The 19,355-nt window shown below is 43.3% G+C and carries 15 protein-coding genes; 13 read left to right on the plus strand and 2 right to left on the minus strand.

The window, feature by feature from the left end:
• Positions 1-3: 3 nt before the first annotated feature.
• Both MP387_RS01465 and treR read right to left on the minus strand, forming a co-directional pair.
• Positions 4-5,127 carry an SIALI-17 repeat-containing surface protein gene (locus MP387_RS01465; protein WP_242747164.1) on the minus strand — a complete coding sequence of 1,708 codons (5,124 nt, stop codon included), beginning with the start codon at positions 5,125-5,127 and terminating at the stop codon, positions 4-6.
• Positions 5,128-5,379: 252 nt separating this feature from the next.
• Positions 5,380-6,093: a trehalose operon repressor gene (treR, locus tag MP387_RS01470; protein WP_242747166.1), complete on the minus strand. Its 714-nt coding sequence runs from the start codon at positions 6,091-6,093 to the stop codon at positions 5,380-5,382.
• 184 nt (positions 6,094-6,277) lie between these two features.
• Between treR and treP the strand changes: the two genes are divergently transcribed.
• The 13 genes from treP to yidD all read left to right on the plus strand — a co-directional run bounded on the left by treP (position 6,278) and on the right by yidD (position 19,352).
• Positions 6,278-8,245, plus strand: coding sequence for a PTS system trehalose-specific EIIBC component (gene treP, locus MP387_RS01475; RefSeq protein WP_242747168.1), 1,968 nt, complete (start codon positions 6,278-6,280; stop codon positions 8,243-8,245).
• Between the two features lie 63 nt (positions 8,246-8,308).
• Entirely contained in the window at positions 8,309-9,940 is a 1,632-nt protein-coding gene (gene treC, locus MP387_RS01480) for an alpha,alpha-phosphotrehalase (protein ID WP_242747169.1), read from the plus strand.
• 395 nt (positions 9,941-10,335) lie between these two features.
• On the plus strand, positions 10,336-12,966 hold the full coding sequence (locus MP387_RS01485) for an SEC10/PgrA surface exclusion domain-containing protein (RefSeq protein WP_242747171.1): 2,631 nt from the start codon (positions 10,336-10,338) through the stop codon (positions 12,964-12,966).
• A 220-nt stretch (positions 12,967-13,186) separates the two neighbouring features.
• A complete protein-coding gene (locus tag MP387_RS01490) occupies positions 13,187-13,432 on the plus strand; it encodes a YneF family protein (RefSeq protein WP_000364980.1) in 246 nt (81 codons plus the stop codon).
• Positions 13,433-13,637: 205 nt separating this feature from the next.
• Positions 13,638-14,432 carry a glutamate racemase gene (gene racE / locus MP387_RS01495; RefSeq protein WP_242747173.1) on the plus strand — a complete coding sequence of 265 codons (795 nt, stop codon included), beginning with the start codon at positions 13,638-13,640 and terminating at the stop codon, positions 14,430-14,432.
• Positions 14,429-15,400 (plus strand): nucleoside-triphosphate diphosphatase, encoded by a 972-nt coding sequence (locus tag MP387_RS01500; protein WP_242747175.1) that lies wholly within the window; start codon positions 14,429-14,431, stop codon positions 15,398-15,400. The genes racE and MP387_RS01500 overlap by 4 nt, the downstream gene beginning before the upstream one ends.
• A complete protein-coding gene (locus MP387_RS01505) occupies positions 15,376-15,897 on the plus strand; it encodes a metallophosphoesterase (RefSeq protein ID WP_001118939.1) in 522 nt (173 codons plus the stop codon). The genes MP387_RS01500 and MP387_RS01505 overlap by 25 nt, the downstream gene beginning before the upstream one ends.
• Positions 15,894-16,355 carry a cyclic-di-AMP-binding protein CbpB gene (cbpB, locus tag MP387_RS01510; protein ID WP_000560696.1) on the plus strand — a complete coding sequence of 154 codons (462 nt, stop codon included), beginning with the start codon at positions 15,894-15,896 and terminating at the stop codon, positions 16,353-16,355. The genes MP387_RS01505 and cbpB overlap by 4 nt, the downstream gene beginning before the upstream one ends.
• Positions 16,352-17,086 (plus strand): site-specific tyrosine recombinase XerD, encoded by a 735-nt coding sequence (gene xerD, locus MP387_RS01515; protein ID WP_278192658.1) that lies wholly within the window; start codon positions 16,352-16,354, stop codon positions 17,084-17,086. The genes cbpB and xerD overlap by 4 nt, the downstream gene beginning before the upstream one ends.
• On the plus strand, positions 17,086-17,835 hold the full coding sequence (locus tag MP387_RS01520; protein WP_242747180.1) for a segregation/condensation protein A: 750 nt from the start codon (positions 17,086-17,088) through the stop codon (positions 17,833-17,835). The genes xerD and MP387_RS01520 overlap by 1 nt, the downstream gene beginning before the upstream one ends.
• Positions 17,832-18,401: an SMC-Scp complex subunit ScpB gene (gene scpB, locus MP387_RS01525; RefSeq protein ID WP_000105289.1), complete on the plus strand. Its 570-nt coding sequence runs from the start codon at positions 17,832-17,834 to the stop codon at positions 18,399-18,401. The genes MP387_RS01520 and scpB overlap by 4 nt, the downstream gene beginning before the upstream one ends.
• Complete coding sequence (locus MP387_RS01530) at positions 18,388-19,110, plus strand: pseudouridine synthase (protein WP_242747182.1); 723 nt, start codon at positions 18,388-18,390, stop codon at positions 19,108-19,110. The genes scpB and MP387_RS01530 overlap by 14 nt, the downstream gene beginning before the upstream one ends.
• Positions 19,110-19,352 (plus strand): membrane protein insertion efficiency factor YidD, encoded by a 243-nt coding sequence (yidD, locus tag MP387_RS01535; protein ID WP_050251720.1) that lies wholly within the window; start codon positions 19,110-19,112, stop codon positions 19,350-19,352. The genes MP387_RS01530 and yidD overlap by 1 nt, the downstream gene beginning before the upstream one ends.
• Positions 19,353-19,355 lie beyond the last annotated feature (3 nt).

Genomic DNA, 19,355 nt, shown 5'->3' on the forward strand with positions numbered 1-19,355 from the left:
AGGTTAGTTGGAGTCATCCTTTCTTCCTTTTAACATAAAAGTGGCTGTAAGGGCTAGGCTGAGGCCTGCTAAGAAGAGGAGTGGGTTGGACGCTTCTCCTGTTGCTGGAAGTTCTTCTTTAGGAGAATGATTTCCAGTTTTCGCAGGGATCAGACTAGCTGAAAGTTGTTCAGCCTCGTGTGCCAAGGATTCTTCATCTGAAGTACTTGGTTTTTCCTCTGTGTTAGAGCTTGTTCCAGTAGCTTGATAGACGACAGCATAGGTACTGAAATGATTAGTGATGAATTCTACCTTTCCGTCTCGAACGGTGAAATCAAGGGCTTGCAACTCCTTATTTGGAGTGAGGTAGTAAACATTTTCTACGCTAGCTGAAATAGGCAAGCGAACTAAGACAGCGCCTTTTGGCTGTACGCTATGATCTGTTGGATTTTTCAGTTGTAGGTCGTAAGCGTCATAGGTCTTGCCAAAGAGTTCTTGAGCTAGGACACGTCGGCTAGAAACGTGAGAAATTCCTTCTAAGTCGCTGGCTCCACCGATGATTTCTACTCCAGTCTCCTTATCTTTCAAGACTTGAACTGGATAGTCAGGAAGGCTATGGGTCGGAGCGACCTGATCTCCGCTAGTTCCGATAGGCTCGGTGTACTCAGGTTTTTCAACAGTAGGCGCATCTTCTTGCCCTGCAGTATCGATAGTTTCGGTGTATTCAGGAATTTCAACTGTTGGAGCTTCTTGTTCTCCTGCCGTTCCGATAGGCTCGGTGTATTCAGGAATTTCAACTGTTGGAGCTTCTTGTTCTCCCGCAGTTCCGATAGAATCAGTGTATTCAGGTATTGTCACTGTAGGCGGTTCCTCTTGCCCTGCAGTACCGATAGTTTCAGTGTACTCAGGTTTCTCTACAGTAGGAGCTGGTTCGTCCCCCTTACTTGTAGTTGGTTGCTTCTCATCAACTTTCTTTTCATCCTTTTTAGTAAAGACGGCTACGATAGGGCTGCTTGTGGTAGTACCTTGAATGGTATAAGCTTCAATGGCATTTCCAGCTTTGCGATCGGTTTCGTCAGGGATTGGGATTTGAACTTGATTGTCTTGGATTGATAGGATAGTCTGATCTCCACTGGTAACCAGATGCGTTTCATCCACCTTACGCAAGACTAGAGGATCTTTGACACCTGGGAAGGTCACTGCGATGGCTTCCCAATCTCCAGATGGAAGGGTTAAGGAAATTTCTTTGTCATTTTCCTTAAGAGGTGCGATACTTGGGCTATCTAAACCAACAGCTGGAGCTTTGATGATATCAAAGGAGTCTAGAGAGATTTTCTTACGACCTTCTGGCGAATCTGGGTCAACTTGTAATGTCAGGGTGTGCGGACCGTCAGTAAGATTTGTAAATTCGCCAATAAAGGCCCTCTTTTCAGTTGCACCTGACGTGTAGAAGTCTAGACTTGGCATTTCTTTGCCATCTAATGTAACACGTGCTCGTCCAAGAGCAAGGCTCTTCAAACCATAGATACGAATGCCTGTCCCTGTAAAGGAAATGGTTGCCTGAGCTTCTGAAGTTACACTAGGGTCGCTGTTGTTGATGTCAGCGTATTTTTCCGTACCTCCGTAGAGTTCAGGGTCAGACCAGTCCTTAAACTGGGAACTATACTGGATGCGCGAATCACGATCATCCATTTTTTCAATCGTATTGCCTGTTCCTGCTAGGATCTTGAAGTAGTCTAATGAAATTTTTGAGCGCTCACTACCACGTCCTTTGTGCTCACGTTTAACACTAAGAGTCAATGTGTGAGGTCCGTCAGATAATCCTGCGAAGCGACCGATGAGACTACCTTTTTCAGTTGCTCCAGCAGTATGGAAGTCAAGCTCCCCGACCTCTTTGCCATCAATTTTAGCAGTGACAAGACCTAGTTCAGATGATTTCAGTCCATAGATTTCGATACCAACGCCAGTGAAAGGAATGGTGGCAGTGAGGTCTTCGTCTGTGTAGTCTCCTTTTGAAAGGTCAGCAAATTTCTCTGTTCCTCCAAATAATTCTGAGTCTGCCCAGTTTCCAAAGGCAGCTCCGTACTGGATGCGGTTATCTCGATCGTCCATCAACTCGCTATAGGTTTCGACAGTTGCTTGTTCAGAGACTTGTGTAGAAACTTCGTCCAGCATAGCTTTGACCGTATAGATATAGGCATGTTGAGGATTGAGTGATCGGTCGATAAAGTGGGTTTGATTAGTTACAAATTCTCTGGTCGCAGAGGTTTGGCCAGTTTCGTCTTTCACTTGTCTTTGGATGACATAGTGGGTAGCGCCTTCTACTTGGTTAAAGGTGAGTTCGGCAGTGACTCCATTTTGTCGAACGGCTGTTAGACTGGTTACACGACCAGGGAAGTGTTCAAAGGTAATGACGTCACCTTTTTGTGTTGCAAGCTGGATACGATTATCTTTAAGGATCGTTGCCTTGACTGGTTTGCCATTGACCTTGATTTGGCTGGCTTCGATATTTGGATAATCTACAACCAAGTCTCCACCGACATTTGAAAGGAAGGACAAGCTTTGCAGATTTTTATCTTTCCACTTCATGCTGACTTCAAAGTTTCCTCGAGCAACCAAGCCAGAAACCTGACCGTCTTTCCAAGCATCAGGAAGGGCTGGCAATGGTGCAATATAGCCAGTATGAGATTGGAGGAGCATTTCTGCCATTCCACTGGTTGCCCCAAAGTTTCCGTCGATTTGGAAAGGCGCGTGGGTATCCCAAAGGTTTTCTAGGGTTGAATACTTGAGCTGTTCAGCGAGCAAGCGATGGGCACGGTTGCCGTCCAGCAGACGAGCCCAGAGGTTGATTTTATTGGCCTTAGACCAACCAGTACCACCATCTCCACGGTGGTTCAAGGTAGCACGCGCAGCTTCTAGGTATTCAGCTTGATCTTTGCTAAAGAGCGTACCAGGGAAGAGCCCAACTAGATGGGAAACGTGACGGTGGTGATTTTCAATGCCTTCGTTGGTGAATTGCGGGCTGTCTTCTTCGTACCATTCCTTGATACGGCCTTCATTGTTGATGTGAAGGGGTTTTAGTTTGTCAAATTTAGCCTTGACCTCTGTGACTAAGTCTTGGTCGACTTTCAGATGGTTGGCAACTTCCATGTAGTCGTGGAATAGTTGCCAGACTAGCGATTGGTCAAAGGTATTTCCGATGGTGATGGTCCCGTGTTCTGGTGAGTAGGATGGAGAAGACACCCAACGGTCACTGGCCTTGTCATAGTGCAAGAAGGAGTTCCAGAACCTAGCTGTTTCCTTGAGCATTGGGTAAATCTTTTCTTTGAGATAGGTTTCATCCTTGGTGAACTTGTAGTAATCATAGACGTTTTGCATCATCCAAGCGTTGGCTGCTGGAGACCAACCCCAATAGTAATTCCAGCCTGGAGTAGTCCAGCCAAATGGTGTTGCTTGGGTGTGGACCAGCCAGCCATTTTCTTGTCCATCTTTTGATTCGATACCGGCGTATTCCTTAGCGGCGATACGGCCATAGTAACGCATATCGTCAATGTAATTGATCATGGGCTTGGCTGTCTCAGCAAGGTTGCTCATATAGGCTGGCCAATAGTTCATTTGCAAATTGACATTGAGGTGATAGTCAGCGTTCCAAGGTGGATTGTCTACAGCGTTCCAGACTCCTTGGAGGTTGGCAGGAAGAGCATCTGTCCGATCACGAGACGAACTGATGAGTAGATATCGGCCATATTGGAAGAAGAGTTCTTCCAATTTTTGCCCTTTGCTAGGGTTATAGCCTTGAAGGGCCTCTTTTGTCGTTTGAGCAGTCTTGTTTCCGCCTAGGTTTAGTTTAACGCGGTTAAAGAGACTTTGATAGTCCTTGATATGGGCCTTTTTAAGTGTCTCGTAGTCTTTGGCCTTAGCAGCTTCTACAATCCCTTTAACTGTTTTTTCGAGGTCAATGTCTTTTCGATAGTTGGTTTTAGGATTTTGAGCAAAGTTTGTTTTGGCGCTGAGGTAGAGGGTTGCATAACTTGCGCCTGTAACGGTTAGAGTTTCGTCCTGAACAGTCACCGTTCCATCTGTTTTAATTCCTAGATAGGATGCAAATTTGAGGCCGTTATCTTTGACAGTTCCCTTTAGAAGGATTCCGTTTGCATCTGTAGTGACATGACCATTCTTATAGTTGGAATATTCCCAAGAGTAGTTCCCATTAGCAAGCAGGTCTTCTGTCAAGCTGTTCCAAAGGGTAAAGTCAAGTGTCTTGTTTCCTTTTTTGGTCAAGTGGGTCACAGTGACATCATCAGGATAGCTGGAGAAGGTTTCGCGTTTGAAGGTCGTCCCATCTTGGGTGTAAGAAGTGGTCGTAGTGGCTTCGGTGATGTCTAGATTACGATGATAATCAGTTACAGTATCTAGTCCTTTCTTCTGGTTATTAAAGACCATGAAGATATCTCCAAAGGCTAGGTAACGTCCATACTGGGCGTTGTTTGGTCCAACTAGATTTTGTTCAGCTAGCTGTTTTGCTTTTTGGCGATCACCAGCTTCGAGGGCTTTACGTATCTCTGCTAAGACCTTGTAGCGATCCTTGTAGTTTCCTCCGTTATAGTCGGTGCTATCGGGTTGTGGTCCTCCTGACCAGAGGGTCTTTTCGTTGTACTGGATTCTCTCTTCCCCAATCAGACCGAAAACCTTGGCTCCCATCTCTCCATTTCCGACAGGAAGGGCTTGTTTTTCCCATCCATCATAGGAGGGAGCTGTTGGCTGATCGTAGTTGAGTTGATAGTTTTCTTGCTTTGTCACCGGCTGATCTGCCTTTTCAGGTTCCTTATTTTCTTTAGCTTCTACAATGGCTTCTTCACTAGCTTGACTATTTGTCGTCTGAGTCTCCTCAGCTGGCTTGCTTTCGGAAACTACTGGACTTTCGGCTAGAGACGGATTTGTAGTTTCAGTAGCTTCAGCTGCTTTGGGTTCACTATCAGGCTTAGTGATAGCTTCGACAGAGGTTGGTTCAGTCTGCTTGACCTCAACACTGTCTGCGGCTACAGTGTGGTTGACTAGAAAAACGGCCCCCAGCAAAACAGAAGCAGTCCCAACCGTCAGCTTGCGGATGCTATAGCGACAGGATTTCTCCCAAAAGTGTTTTTTCATAAAACCCTCCTTCGTGTATTCGAAACCGCTTATATTTTATAAAGCAATTCGTTTATTTTGTTTCTATTTATCTCCTCACCTCCCATTCTAATGGTCGCTTAGCATTTGTCAAGAGCTTTTTAGCAAGATACATATTTGCTGTTGTTTTTTCTTAAAATAGTAGAATAAGTAGCAAGTAGTGCCTCTTTTCCAACTATCAACTAGATTATTTACTACTAAAAAACAGTTGAGAGTATCCCCAACTGTAAGTGTTTATTTCGGATGTCTTTTGGCAAAGTCAACAAAGTGAAATTTTTCTAATTTATGGCGACTTTCGGTGAATTGGAACTGGTGCCCGTCTTGGAGATAGACTTTTGACTTGATTGAAACGACATAAGGGTCTTTGCCAATGTCCATGAGAATCTTGTCTCGATCACCCGTGTGGTCAATGGTGATTTCTTTCTGAGCATAATCAATATGGAGTTTGAGGTCGTCCTCTATATACGAGTAGATAGACTGCTCAGCGATTTGGCGAGTGAGATTTGGGACCAGTTCCATATCCAGATAGTCCGTATCTAGAACCGATACCAAATCATCCACCACACGCTGGCGGACCACCTTCCACACCATCCGAAACTCTGGGAAGCCGGTTATCAGTGAGGACTTTTTATCGATAATGATCTTGTCCAGACTGACGACATTGGTTTTTGAGCGCAGCCCAAGTTCCTGAACCAGTTCTTGGTAGCTGGTTAGGTTAGAGACAGGGAAATTGACCGTTTCTTCTTTGACGACTTGGGAACCTTGCCCCCTTATCTTTTTGATCAATCCTTCCTCTTGGAGGAGGGACAGAGCTTTTCGGACGGTGTCACGGCTCACCTGATACTGATTCATGAGTTCGTGCTCACTGGGGAGGAAATCTCCGATAGCGTAGGTCTCGTTTTGAATGGTTTTTTGGATTTGCTTAAATAATTGTTGGTATTTCTTCATATTGCTTCCTTAAATGAGTTTTGAATCTTATTCTACACATACTTGTATCCATTTTACCATACAAGTGCTAGAAAATATCCAAAAATATCCTCTTTTTATAGCAAACAAGTTGCCTACAAGTTTGGTATCGTTTACAATAGAACTATCAAGTCAAGCTTGCTTTGACAAGTATAAGGAGAATCAAATGGGAAAATTTGAACAAGAAGCCAAAGATCTGCTTCAAGCAATCGGAGGCAAGGAGAATGTCACTGCTGTTACCCACTGTGCGACACGGATGCGCTTTGTTCTCGGAGACGAAAAGAAAGCCAATGTCAAGGTCATCGAGTCGATTCCAGCCGTCAAAGGGACCTTTACCAACGCGGGTCAATTTCAGGTGATTATTGGGAATGACGTGCCGATTTTTTATAATGATTTTACAGCTGTTTCAGGCATTGAGGGTGTTTCCAAAGAAGCAGCCAAATCTGCAGCTAAGAGCAATCAAAACGTGCTTCAACGTATCATGACCACTCTAGCAGAAATCTTTACACCGATTATTCCAGCCTTGATAGTCGGAGGATTGATCCTCGGTTTCCGTAATGTCTTGGAAGGTGTGCATTGGTCGATGTTGGATGGTAAGACCATCACAGAATCCTCTCAGTTTTGGGCAGGGGTTAATCACTTCCTCTGGTTGCCTGGTGAAGCGATCTTCCAGTTCTTGCCAGTAGGAATTACCTGGTCTGTTTCTCGTAAGATGGGAACCAGCCAAATCTTGGGGATTGTTCTCGGAATCTGTTTGGTTTCACCACAGTTGCTCAACGCCTATGCAGTAGCGTCTACTTCAACAGAAGAAATCGCAGCCAACTGGGTATGGAATTTTGGCTACTTTACTGTTAATCGTATTGGTTATCAGGCTCAAGTTATTCCAGCCTTTCTTGCAGGTTTGAGTCTGTCTTATCTTGAAATTTTCTGGCGCAAGCATATTCCAGAAGTCATTTCCATGATTTTTGTGCCTTTCTTGTCATTGATTCCAGCCTTGATTTTGGCTCATACTGTCTTGGGACCAATCGGTTGGACGATCGGGCAAGGACTCTCCGCAGTTGTATTGGCAGGATTGACTGGTCCAGTTAAATGGCTCTTCGGTGCAATTTTTGGTGCTCTCTATGCTCCATTTGTCATCACTGGTTTGCACCATATGACCAATGCCATCGACACACAATTGATTGCGGATGCTGGTGGAACTGCCCTCTGGCCAATGATTGCTCTTTCTAATATTGCCCAAGGTTCTGCTGTATTTGCCTATTATTTCATGCATCGTCATGATGAGCGTGAGGCTCAGATTTCACTTCCTGCAACCATTTCAGCCTATCTCGGTGTTACAGAACCAGCCCTCTTTGGGGTCAATGTCAAATACATCTATCCATTTGTAGCTGGGATGATTGGTTCTGCCCTTGCAGGTATGTTGTCTGTTACTTTTAATGTAACGGCGGCTTCTATTGGTATCGGTGGTTTGCCAGGTATCCTCTCTATTCAACCTCAATACATGCTACCATTTGCAGGAACCATGCTAGTTGCTATTGTTGTACCAATGCTCTTGACTTTCTTCTTCCGCAAATTCGGTCTCTTTACAAAGACAGAGGATGATACAGCCTTGCAGGCAGAATTCGTTGCCCAAGAAGAGGCAGAATTTGTGACTCATGAACCAGTAATCCTTGCTCCAGTAGAAATTGTCAGCCCTCTTGCTGGTCAAGTGAAAGAATTGAGCCAAGCTACGGACCCTGTTTTTGCATCAGGTGTCATGGGACAAGGTCTAGTCATTGAACCAAGCCAAGGTGAGTTGACTTCTCCAGTCAATGGGACAGTGACGGTTCTTTTCCCTACCAAGCATGCCATTGGTATTGTCTCTGATGAGGGGGTAGAATTGCTCATCCACATCGGTATGGATACAGTAGGTCTTGATGGCAAAGGTTTTGAAAGTCTTGTAGCCCAAGGAGACCACGTCACAGTAGGTCAGAAATTGATTCGTTTTGATATGGATGTCATTAAGGCTGCAGGTCTCGTGACAGAAACTCCAGTTATCATCACTAACCAAGATGCTTATACAGCGACTATCACTGGAACTTATCCAACAACTATCCAAGCTGGGGCAGCTCTCATGGTCGCTACACGAATCTAATCGAAATAGTACAAACAGGGAAGGAACACAGGTTCCTCCCTTTTATCAGAAAAGGAGAAACAGATGGCACTTGATAAAAGAAAAGTAGTCTATCAAATCTATCCAAAATCATATAAAGACACCACTGGAAATGGTATTGGGGATTTCCGTGGGATTATCGAAAAGATCCCCTATCTAGCCAAACTGGGCGTGGATATGGTTTGGCTCAATCCGTTCTATCCAAGCCCTCAACGGGATAATGGTTACGATATTTCAGATTATATGGCAGTGGATCCTCTATTTGGTGATATGGCTGATTTTGAGGAGATGGTGCGTGTTGGTAAAGAACACAAGATTGACTTTATGCTGGATATGGTGCTCAATCATTGCTCGACAGAACACGAATGGTTTCAGAAAGCACTAGCTGGCGACCAGTACTACCAAGACTTTTTCTTCATCCAAGACCAACCGACAGATTGGCAGTCTAAGTTTGGCGGCTCTGCCTGGGCGCCTTTCGGGGATACGGGAAAATATTACCTCCACCTCTTTGATGAGACCCAGGCTGACCTTAACTGGCGCAATCCCAATGTCCGCAAGGAGCTTTTCAAGGTAGTTAATTTCTGGCGTGACAAGGGAGTCAAAGGTTTCCGATTTGATGTGATCAATTTGATCGGCAAAGATGAGATCTTAGTGGATTGCCCAGAAAATGAAGGCAAGCCAGCTTACACAGACAAGCCCATTGTTCATGACTATTTGCGCATGATGAACCAAGCTACTTTTGGATTTGACGGTAGCTTTATGACAGTTGGGGAAATGTCCTCGACCACCATGGAGAACTGTGTCTTATATTCGTCACCTGACCGTCAGGAATTATCCATGACCTTTAATTTCCATCATCTCAAGGTGGACTATAAGGACGGGCAAAAGTGGACCTTGGCTCCCTTTAATTTTGAAGAATTGAAAAATCTCTACCATAGCTGGGGAAAGGAAATGAGTGACAAAAACGGCTGGAGTGCCCTCTTTTGGAACAATCACGACCAACCACGAGCATTGAATCGTTTTGTCGATATTCAACATTTCCGCAATGAAGGTGCGACCATGCTGGCTGCCAGCATTCACCTGTCACGTGGGACACCTTATATCTACATGGGTGAGGAAATTGGCATGGTTGACCCAGACTATGATTCCATGGCTGACTATGTGGATGTCGAGTCCATCAATGCTTATCAGATGCTCTTAAAAGAAGGGAAAAGTGAGCAAGAAGCCTTCCAGATTATTCAGGCTAAGTCTCGAGATAATTCACGCATTCCCATGCAGTGGGATGCTTCAGAAAATGCTGGTTTCTCAAAAAGAACTCCTTGGCTGAAGGCAGGAAAATCCTACCCTCACATCAACGTAGAAAATGAAATCAAAGGCTCGATTTTCACCTTCTACCAAGACTTGATTCGACTTCGTAAGGAAATGCCTATCATTTCAGAAGGAAGCTACAAACCAGCCTTTGAAGACAGTAAGCAAGTTTATGCTTTTGAACGTCAGTATGAGGATGAAAAGTTACTGGTCCTCAATAACTTTTATGCCACAGAAGTGGAAATCGACTTACCAGTAGACTACCAAAATGGACAAATTCTGATTTCAAACTATGAAGATGTAGAAGTATCAGAAAAAATTCTTCTGAAACCATATCATAGCCTAGCACTATATTTAAAAAGTAAATAAACGATTTTAGCGTAAGGCTCACAAAAAAACAAGCTTCTATATGAAGTTTGTTTTTTATTTTGCAGAAGTATATATTAAATATTTATAACAGGATAGAGTTAACTGACTCAAATAAAGAGGAATGATTGTCAACTTAAAAAGTAAATAATTAAATAATATACCGTTTTTTAAAACTCGTCTTTAAAATGTAAAAAAAAGTAAAAAGATTGTCAAGAAGAACCATTTATAAAAATGGCCTCCTTGAAAGATTCCCGTTTTTATGAGGATTTTTAGAAAAAAATAAATGACAATTTAATGACAAATTCTTTGATTTTCAAATAAATACGCTATATTTAATACTTGACGTCTTTCTTGATAAAGGTAAACATGATAAAATAATTTAGTCATTTTTCCTAATGATAAAAATTAAAGGAGAATATTTTATGTTTAAAAAAATGCTCAGTGCATTTTCAATAAGTGCAGTTGCTCTTTCGATTTTCTTTACGAAAGGTGTTAAAGCGGATCAAGTGCGTGAAAACTCAACGCCTTCAGGAGAGAAAACGAGTTCTCAAAGAGAAGAAAAACAATCACCTGTTTCTAACGTTACACAAGGTGAAGTAGATGCAGCAAAAGCAGACCTTGATCGTGTAAATCGAGTAGTGTCGGAAGCTCAAAGGGATGTAGAGGAGGCTAGACAATCCACAGCTACAGCCAAAGATGAACTAAAGATAGCTCAGCAGAATGTTGATGTAGCAAAAGAGTCTGTAGAAGCTGCGCCTACTGCATTAAAAGAAGCGCAATCAGACCTAGCGACCAAGTTGGATGAAGAAAAAAAAGCAGATGCCAATCTGCTAAGCAGCAAGACTGAGCTTGAAGAAGCACAGTCACAAGTGGATCATCAAGCTCAATCCTTAGCCGCTGCAAAAGAGAAGGAAAAAGGGGAAGCTGAAAAAGCAACCCAAGCTCAACAAGATGTTGATGTTGCACAGTCAACATTGACAGAGTCAACATCTGACGCGGATAAAAACCTTGAACAAGCAAAAACGAAAGTCGCTGCCAGTCAAATCGCCGTTGATAAAGCTCAACAAGGTGTAGAAAAGGCCAATCAATCAGATGAAGAACGTCAGAAGAAATTAGCTGAAGCCACTGCTAATAAGAGTAAGGCTGATGATGCAGTATTAACAAGTAAGCAAGCATTTGATGATGCTAGTGCAAAATCAGAAAAGACTCAGTCAGCCCTTGAATCAGCAAAAGCTACATTGAGTGCAGCTAAGTATACAGGTGCTTCAGTTACATCTAATACTAAGAATACGTTCTATATGACTCCAGAATATATTGCTGCTTTAAAACAGTTGGCAGATCCAAATACTCCGCAGTCACAGATTAGTCAGATTGAAGCTACCTTGACAGCTGTAAATGATAAGGCTAAATCTTTTAACAATTATGTAGCAGACCCAAATGATAGTAAAACGCTGATAGATACAAATAATATTCCTTATGATGTCCGTTTGGAAATATCTCAGTTTACAGCAGAATTGATTAACCAAATTCGTTCGCAGATGGGGACGGGAGAAGTAGTTGTTACTCCTTCGGCACTTGAATTTGCGGATAAAGTAGCACGTGAATATAAAAATGATAATTGGTCTTGGGATTTGATGAATCGTTACCATCATGACTCATGGGGTATTAACCGAGTTGCGCGTGAGTATGGACTGGTTACAACTAGTTCTGAACAAGAACAAGAAGGGATTCAATATTACGAAAATGCATATATCTGGAAAGCAAACACTTCTCAAATGAGTGTGGCAGATATGAAACGTGATATTTATTTTTCATTAGTTGAATTCATGTATAATGGCTATGAGTGGGTGCATGCTAAATCTATTTCTGGTTTGAATACAGGAAGTCAAAAGAATTATCTAGGCGTTGATTTTTCAATGGAGAACGATATTACAGTATCTCATTTCACGATGGTTTCGGAAGATCAGGTGAAATATGCTAGTAAAAACAATTTTGATGCGACGCCAATTGGTGGAAAATCTGGGGAAGCAGATCAAGAAAAGCTTGAACAAGCTCAGACAGCCTTTGATGTAGCTCAGACAGCAAATAATCAAGCTCAAGCTGATAAGGAAAATGCAAAAACAGCTTATGAACAAGCTCTGTTAGTAGCCACTCAAGCTCAAACAGCCTTTGATGAAGCAGCACAAACACCTCTTGGGCTTGAACAAGCTAAACAAGCTTTAGAAGAATCTAAAAATCAGTTAGAAGCTGATCAAGAGGCCTTGAGGTTAGCTCAAACAATTGCTAATAACGTTGAAAGGGAAAAGGATGATAAAGTGAAGGCTTTATCAAAAGCTAGGGATGCCCTGTCTACTGCGCAAAAGAACTTGACTGCTGCACAAGCCGATGTTTCCAAAGAAGAAGCTTTGCTTAAAGATGCTAATAGTACGCTTGCTGATGCTATTGAAAAAAGGGACACTGCTCAGGAACAACTCGTCAAAGCTCAAACAGCAGTGATAGAAGCAAAGAGTAAAGTGTCGAATTTGGTTCAAGCTGAAGAACAACTTTCCAAAGCTGAAGAGGTGCTAGAAGCAGCTGAACAAAAGGTGAAAGCAAAGGAAGCAGCGCAACTTGCGGCAATTGAGCAGTTGAGCAACTTGCAAACGGCACAAGCTACTACTCAAGTGAACTACAACCGTTTAGCGACTAAACTGAAAATGCAAGAAAAACAGCAGGCGGATGATTACTATAGAGAAATTCTAGATCAGACGGAGATGAATCTTGCTAAACAGGATCAACGACTTCAGACAAATTCTGAGCCACCTACTCCAAAAAGTTCTCAAATTCTTTTAAACACTCCAAAACAAGTGCAAGATATTAAACAGATATCAACAGAGAAGAGCGCGAAGGAGTTATCAATGATTTCTAATGCAGGTCATCTTCCTAGCACTGGTTCAAGAATTTCCTTATGGATTCAGCTGAGTGGAATCGTTCTGATTTACACTAGTTTCAGATTGTTAATCTGGGAAATGAAAGATAGACAGTAAAGAGACGGTATCTGCTATAACTGTTTCGAATGATAGACAAACACAGCTTTGTGTTTGTCTATTTTTATAAGATGATAGCATTAGTAAATCGCGTAAAATAGAAGCTTTCTTCAAAACACAGGGTGGAAAAATAACGAATATCAACAGGGAATCTAAACTAGTCAGGAAAGCCACTTTGTGGTATAATATAGAAGACTCAAAAAGAAACAGGAGAAAAAGAATGGATTTACTTTTAGCAATTATCTTGATTGTGTTAGCTTTTCTAGGAGGAGCTCTTGGAGGGATGTACTTGGTTCGTAAGCAAATCGAAAAAGAATTTGCGGACAACCCACGTTTGAACGCTGAGGCAGTTCGTGCTCTCTTGAGTGCAAATGGTCAAAAACCAAGCGAAGCCAAGGTACAACAAGTTTACCACCAAATCATCCGTCAACAAAAAGCAGCCCTTGCTAACAATAAAAAGAAATAAATAGGAAAAGTCTGGGATGAAAGTTCCAGACTTCTCACTATGTTCAATAGTTCTCAAGGATAAGACTTTTTCCTTGCATTCTATTGATATTTGATTATGATTAAGAGAGAGGCAGTTGCCATTCTATCAAGCTGTCTATCCGTTCATTTAGGACGAGTAATTATGATGAACTATCAATCAGAAAAAAGACTAGAAAGAAGACTGTATGGATAATCGACCAATTGGTTTTTTGGATTCGGGTGTTGGGGGCTTAACCGTTGTTCGTGAGCTCATGCGCCAGCTTCCCCATGAAGAAATCGTCTATATTGGAGATTCGGCACGGGCGCCCTATGGTCCCCGTCCTGCTGAGCAAATCCGTGAATATACTTGGCAGTTGGTCAACTTTCTCTTGACCAAGGATGTCAAGATGATTGTCATTGCTTGTAACACTGCGACTGCGGTCGTCTGGGAAGAAATCAAGGCCCAACTAGATATTCCTGTCCTAGGTGTGATTTTGCCGGGAGCTTCGGCAGCTATCAAGTCCAGTCAAGGTGGGAAAATCGGGGTCATTGGAACGCCCATGACGGTCCAATCAGATATCTACCGTCAGAAAATCCATGATCTGGATCCGGATTTACAGGTGGAGAGTTTGGCCTGTCCCAAGTTTGCCCCCTTGGTGGAGTCTGGTGCCCTGTCAACCAGTGTTACCAAGAAAGTGGTTTATGAAACCCTGCGTCCCTTGGTCAGCAAGGTGGATAGCCTGATTTTGGGCTGTACCCATTACCCACTCCTTCGCCCTATCATCCAAAATGTCATGGGACCAAAGGTTCAGCTCATCGATAGTGGGGCAGAGTGTGTACGGGATATCTCGGTTTTGCTGAACTATTTTGAAATCAATCGTAGCCGAGATGCGGGACCTCTTCAACATCGTTTTTACACAACAGCCAATAGCCAAAGTTTTGCCCAGATTGGAGCAGAATGGTTGGAAAAAGAGATTCATGTGGAGCATGTAACTTTATGACAAACAAAATTTATGAATACAAGGATGACCAGGACTGGTATGTCGGTGTCTGGGATGTCTATGGAGGCATCTATAGCCTTATCAAAGATCCTCTCGAGCTTGATTTTATGGATTTAGCGCGGATTTTTCGTGACGAAGAAAATGGCTTTCCGATTACGATAACGGTGATGCGCTGGTCTTCTAACTTTCGTCTGCTCTCCTTTATCGTTGAGATTTTAAATGCCCAAGCAGGCCGTAATCTAGAAGTCATCCAACGTCAGGGGGCTCTGCTCTTGGTTGAAAATGGAAAGCTTTTGCATGTTGAATTGCCTAAAGAAGGAGTCAATGTGGAAGCCTTCTTTGAAACTAGCAAGGTTAGAGAAACTCTGCTCATTGCGACTCGTAACGAGGGCAAGACCAAGGAATTCCGAGCTATCTTTGACAAGTTAGGCTACGATGTGGAAAATCTCAATGACTATCCAGATCTGCCTGAAGTAGCTGAAACAGGTATGACCTTTGAAGAAAATGCTCGACTTAAAGCAGAAACTATTTCCCAATTAACAGGCAAGATGGTGCTAGCAGATGACTCAGGTCTCAAAGTCGATGTCCTCGGCGGTTTGCCAGGAGTCTGGTCAGCCCGTTTTGCAGGTGTGGGAGCAACCGACCGTGAAAACAATGCCAAACTCTTGCACGAATTGGCCATGGTCTTTGAACTCAAGGATCGCTCAGCCCAGTTCCACACAACCCTAGTTGTAGCCAGTCCAAATAAGGAAAGCTTGGTTGTCGAAGCTGACTGGCCAGGTTATATCAACTTTGAACCCAAGGGTGAAAATGGCTTTGGTTATGATCCGCTCTTCCTTGTGGGAGAGACAGGTAAGTCAGCAGCTGAATTAACCCTTGAAGAAAAAAATAGCCAATCCCACCGTGCCTTAGCCGTTAAGAAACTTTTGGAGGTATTTCCATCATGGCAAAGCAAACCATCATTGTAATGAGTGATTCCCATGGCGATAGCTTGATTGTGGAAGAAATTCGTGATCGCTATCTGGGGAAAGTTGATGCCATTTTTCACGATGGTGACTCTGAACTCCGTCCAGACTCTCCGCTCTGGGAAGGCATCCATGTCGTCAAAGGAAATATGGACTTTTATGCTGGCTACCCAGAACGTTTGGTAACTCAACTTGGTCCAACCAAGATCATCCAGACGCATGGACACTTGTTTGATATCAATTTCAACTTTCAAAAGTTGGACTACTGGGCTCAGGAAGAAGATGCCGATATCTGTCTCTATGGTCACTTGCATGTACCAAATGCTTGGATGGAAGGAAAGACTCTTTTTCTAAATCCAGGCTCCATCAGCCAACCACGAGGGACTATCAGAGAATGTCTCTATGCTCGAGTGGAGATTGATGACAGCTATTTTAAAGTAGACTTTTTGACACGTGACCATGAGGTTTATCCAGGCTTGTCCAAGGAGTTTGCTCGATGATTGCCAAGGAATTTGAAGCATTTTTATTGGAGCAGGAAGAGACTTTTCTTACCCCTGCTGAGAATCTAGCAGCTTTGATTGATACCCACAATGCTGACCATGCAATTTTGGTGCTGAGTCAAATCACCTATACCCGTATCCCTGTTGTGACCTTTGACAAACGCTTTGTTGGAACCATTGGGCTGAGAGACATTTTGGCTTATCAAATGGAGCAAGGTTTGACGGATGAGCAGATGGCAACGACAGACATCGTCAATATGACCAAGACGGATGTGGCAGTCGTCGCTCCAGACTATAACATCACAGAGGTCCTCCATAAACTGGTGGATGAACCCTTCTTGCCAGTGGTAGATGATGAAGGGATTTTTCAAGGAATCATCACGCGCAAGTCTATCCTCAAGGCCGTCAATGCTCTCTTGCATGACTTTAGTAAGGAATATGAGATTCGATGCAAATGAGAGATAGGATTTCAGCCTTTTTAGAGGAAAAACAGGACTTGTCTGCCAATTCCAAGCAGTCTTATAAGTATGATTTGGAGCAATTTTTAGACATGGTAGGGGAACGGATTTCTGAGACTAGTCTTAAGATTTACCAAGCCCAGCTAGCCAATCTAAAAATCAGCGCCCAGAAGCGAAAACTTTCGGCCTGTAACCAATTTCTCTACTTTCTCTATCGAAAAGGAGAAGTGGACAGTTTTTACCGCCTGGAATTAGCTAAACAAGCTGAAAAGAAGATTGAAAAACCAGAAATTCTAGACCTAGACTCTTTTTGGCAGGAAAGTAATTATCCAGAAGGACGCTTGCTGGCGCTTCTTATCTTGGAAATAGGGCTCTTGCCGAGTGAGATTTTAGCCCTTAAGGTTGCAGATATCAATCTGGATTTTCAAGTGTTGAGAATCAGCAAGGCTTCCCAACAGAGGATTGTCACCATACCCACGATTTTGACTCCAGAATTGGAACCCTTGATGGGGCAGACCTATCTCTTTGAAAGGAGTGGGAAAACCTATTCTCGTCAGTGGGCCTTTCGTCAGCTGGAGTCCTTTGTCAAGGAGAAAGGTTTCCCAGAACTATCAGCCCAAGCCCTACGGGAACAGTTCATTCTAAGACAGATAGAAAATAAGGTCGATTTGTACGAAATTGCAAAAAAATTAGGATTAAAAACAGTCCTGACCTTAGAAAAATATAGATAATGGATATTAAATTAAAAGATTTTGAAGGGCCGCTGGACTTACTCTTGCACCTGGTTTCTAAGTACCAGATGGATATTTACGATGTGCCCATTACAGAAGTTATCGAACAGTATCTAGCCTATGTCTCAACTCTGCAGGCCATGCGTCTGGAAGTGACGGGCGAGTATATGGTCATGGCTAGTCAGCTGATGCTGATCAAGAGTCGCAAGCTCTTGCCAAAGGTAGCAGAAGTGACAGACTTGGAGGATGACCTGGAGCAGGACCTTCTCTCCCAAATCGAAGAATACCGCAAGTTCAAACTCCTGGGTGAGCACTTGGAGGCTAAGCACCAAGATCGGGCTCAGTACTATTCCAAAGCGCCGACTGAGTTGATTTACGAAGATGCAGAGCTTGTACATGACAAGACGACCATTGACCTCTTTTTGGCTTTTTCAAATATCCTAGCCAAGAAAAAAGAGGAGTTCACTCAGAACCACACGACCATCCTGCGCGATGAGTATAAGATTGAGGACATGATGCTCATCGTAAAAGAGTCCTTGACTGGACGAGACCAGTTGCGCTTACAGGATTTGTTCAAGGAAGCCCAGAATGTTCAAGAGGTTATTACCCTCTTTTTGGCGACCTTAGAGTTAATCAAAACCCAGGAACTGATCCTCGTGCAAGAGGAGAGTTTCGGAGATATCTATCTCATGGAAAAGAAGGAAGAAAGTCAAGAGGCACAAGCTAGACTTGATAGAGAGGAAAGATGAGTACTTTAGCAGAAATAGAAGCGCTCTTGTTTGTAGCAGGTGAAGATGGGATTCGGGTCCGTCAGTTGGCTGAACTCCTCTCTCTGCCACCGACAGGCATCCAACAGAGTTTAGAAAAATTAGCCCAGAAATATGAAAAAGACCAAGAGTCGAGCTTGTCCCTGATCGAGACAGGTGGCGCTTACAGATTGGTCACCAAGCCTCAATTTGCAGCGATTTTGAAGGAATATTCAAAGGCACCTATCAACCAGAGTTTGTCTCGGGCTGCCCTTGAGACCTTGTCCATCATTGCCTACAAGCAACCGATTACCCGAATTGAGATTGATGCTATTCGTGGGGTTAATTCTAGTGGAGCTCTAGCTAAGCTACAAGCTTTTGAATTGATAAGAGAAGATGGAAAAAAAGAAGTTTTGGGCCGCCCCAACCTCTATGTGACTACGGATTATTTCCTAGATTACATGGGGATTAACCATTTGGAAGAACTGCCAGTGATTGATGAGCTTGAGATTCAAGCCCAAGAAAGCCAATTATTTGGTGAAAGGATAGAAGAAGATGAGAATCAATAAATATATTGCCCACGCAGGTGTGGCCAGTAGGAGAAAAGCAGAAGAGTTGATCAAGCAAGGTTTGGTGACCGTCAACGGCCAAGTGGTGCGTGAACTCGCAACCACCATCAAGTCAGGCGACAAGGTCGAAGTTGAAGGTCAACCTATCTACAACGAAGAAAAGGTCTACTATCTGCTTAATAAACCACGTGGAGTGATTTCCAGTGTGACAGATGACAAGGGTCGCAAGACTGTTGTGGATCTCTTGCCTAATGTTAAAGAACGCATTTACCCTGTGGGACGTTTGGACTGGGATACATCAGGTGTTTTAATTTTGACCAATGATGGGGACTTTACGGATGAAATGATTCACCCCCGTAATGAGATTGACAAAGTCTATGTCGCGCGTGTTAAAGGTGTGGCTAATAAGGACAATCTCCGCCCCTTGACCCGTGGTCTTGAGATTGATGGCAAGAAAACCAAGCCAGCTGTTTATGAAATTCTCAAAATGGATCCAGTCAAAAATCGCTCAGTAGTGCAGTTGACCATCCATGAAGGGCGCAACCATCAGGTTAAAAAGATGTTTGAAGCTGTCGGCCTCCAAGTGGATAAGTTGTCTCGGACACGTTTTGGGCATCTAGACTTGACGGGGCTTCGTCCAGGTGAAGCTCGTCGCCTCAATAAAAAAGAAATCAGCCAACTACACACCATGGCTGTAACCAAGAAATAATGAAACGAATCTTAATAGCACCAGTACGCTTTTACCAACGTTTTATCTCACCAGCCTTTCCACCCTCTTGTCGTTTTGAGCCTACTTGTTCCAACTACATGATCCAGGCTATTGAAAAACATGGTTTCAAGGGTGTTTTGATGGGCTTGGCTCGGATTTTGCGTTGTCATCCTTGGTCGAAAATAGGCAAAGATCCTGTGCCAGACCACTTTTGCCTCAGACGAAATCAAGAAAAAAAATAACCC

The sequence above is a fragment of the Streptococcus oralis genome (assembly GCF_022749195.1).
In the GTDB taxonomy this organism is placed as follows: Bacteria; Bacillota; Bacilli; order Lactobacillales; family Streptococcaceae; genus Streptococcus; species Streptococcus oralis_CI.

Bases quoted from the DNA above. Each gene is read 5' to 3' on its own strand.
- MP387_RS01465 (WP_242747164.1), bottom strand. From the start codon at position 5,127: ATGAAAAAACACTTTTGGGAGAAATCCTGTCGCTATAGCATCCGCAAG.
- treR (WP_242747166.1), bottom strand. From the start codon at position 6,093: ATGAAGAAATACCAACAATTATTTAAGCAAATCCAAAAAACCATTCAA.
- treP (WP_242747168.1), top strand. From the start codon at position 6,278: ATGGGAAAATTTGAACAAGAAGCCAAAGATCTGCTTCAAGCAATCGGA.
- treC (WP_242747169.1), top strand. From the start codon at position 8,309: ATGGCACTTGATAAAAGAAAAGTAGTCTATCAAATCTATCCAAAATCA.
- MP387_RS01485 (WP_242747171.1), top strand. From the start codon at position 10,336: ATGATAAAAATTAAAGGAGAATATTTTATGTTTAAAAAAATGCTCAGT.
- MP387_RS01490 (WP_000364980.1), top strand. From the start codon at position 13,187: ATGGATTTACTTTTAGCAATTATCTTGATTGTGTTAGCTTTTCTAGGA.
- racE (WP_242747173.1), top strand. From the start codon at position 13,638: ATGGATAATCGACCAATTGGTTTTTTGGATTCGGGTGTTGGGGGCTTA.
- MP387_RS01500 (WP_242747175.1), top strand. From the start codon at position 14,429: ATGACAAACAAAATTTATGAATACAAGGATGACCAGGACTGGTATGTC.
- MP387_RS01505 (WP_001118939.1), top strand. From the start codon at position 15,376: ATGGCAAAGCAAACCATCATTGTAATGAGTGATTCCCATGGCGATAGC.
- cbpB (WP_000560696.1), top strand. From the start codon at position 15,894: ATGATTGCCAAGGAATTTGAAGCATTTTTATTGGAGCAGGAAGAGACT.
- xerD (WP_278192658.1), top strand. From the start codon at position 16,352: ATGAGAGATAGGATTTCAGCCTTTTTAGAGGAAAAACAGGACTTGTCT.
- MP387_RS01520 (WP_242747180.1), top strand. From the start codon at position 17,086: ATGGATATTAAATTAAAAGATTTTGAAGGGCCGCTGGACTTACTCTTG.
- scpB (WP_000105289.1), top strand. From the start codon at position 17,832: ATGAGTACTTTAGCAGAAATAGAAGCGCTCTTGTTTGTAGCAGGTGAA.
- MP387_RS01530 (WP_242747182.1), top strand. From the start codon at position 18,388: ATGAGAATCAATAAATATATTGCCCACGCAGGTGTGGCCAGTAGGAGA.
- yidD (WP_050251720.1), top strand. From the start codon at position 19,110: ATGAAACGAATCTTAATAGCACCAGTACGCTTTTACCAACGTTTTATC.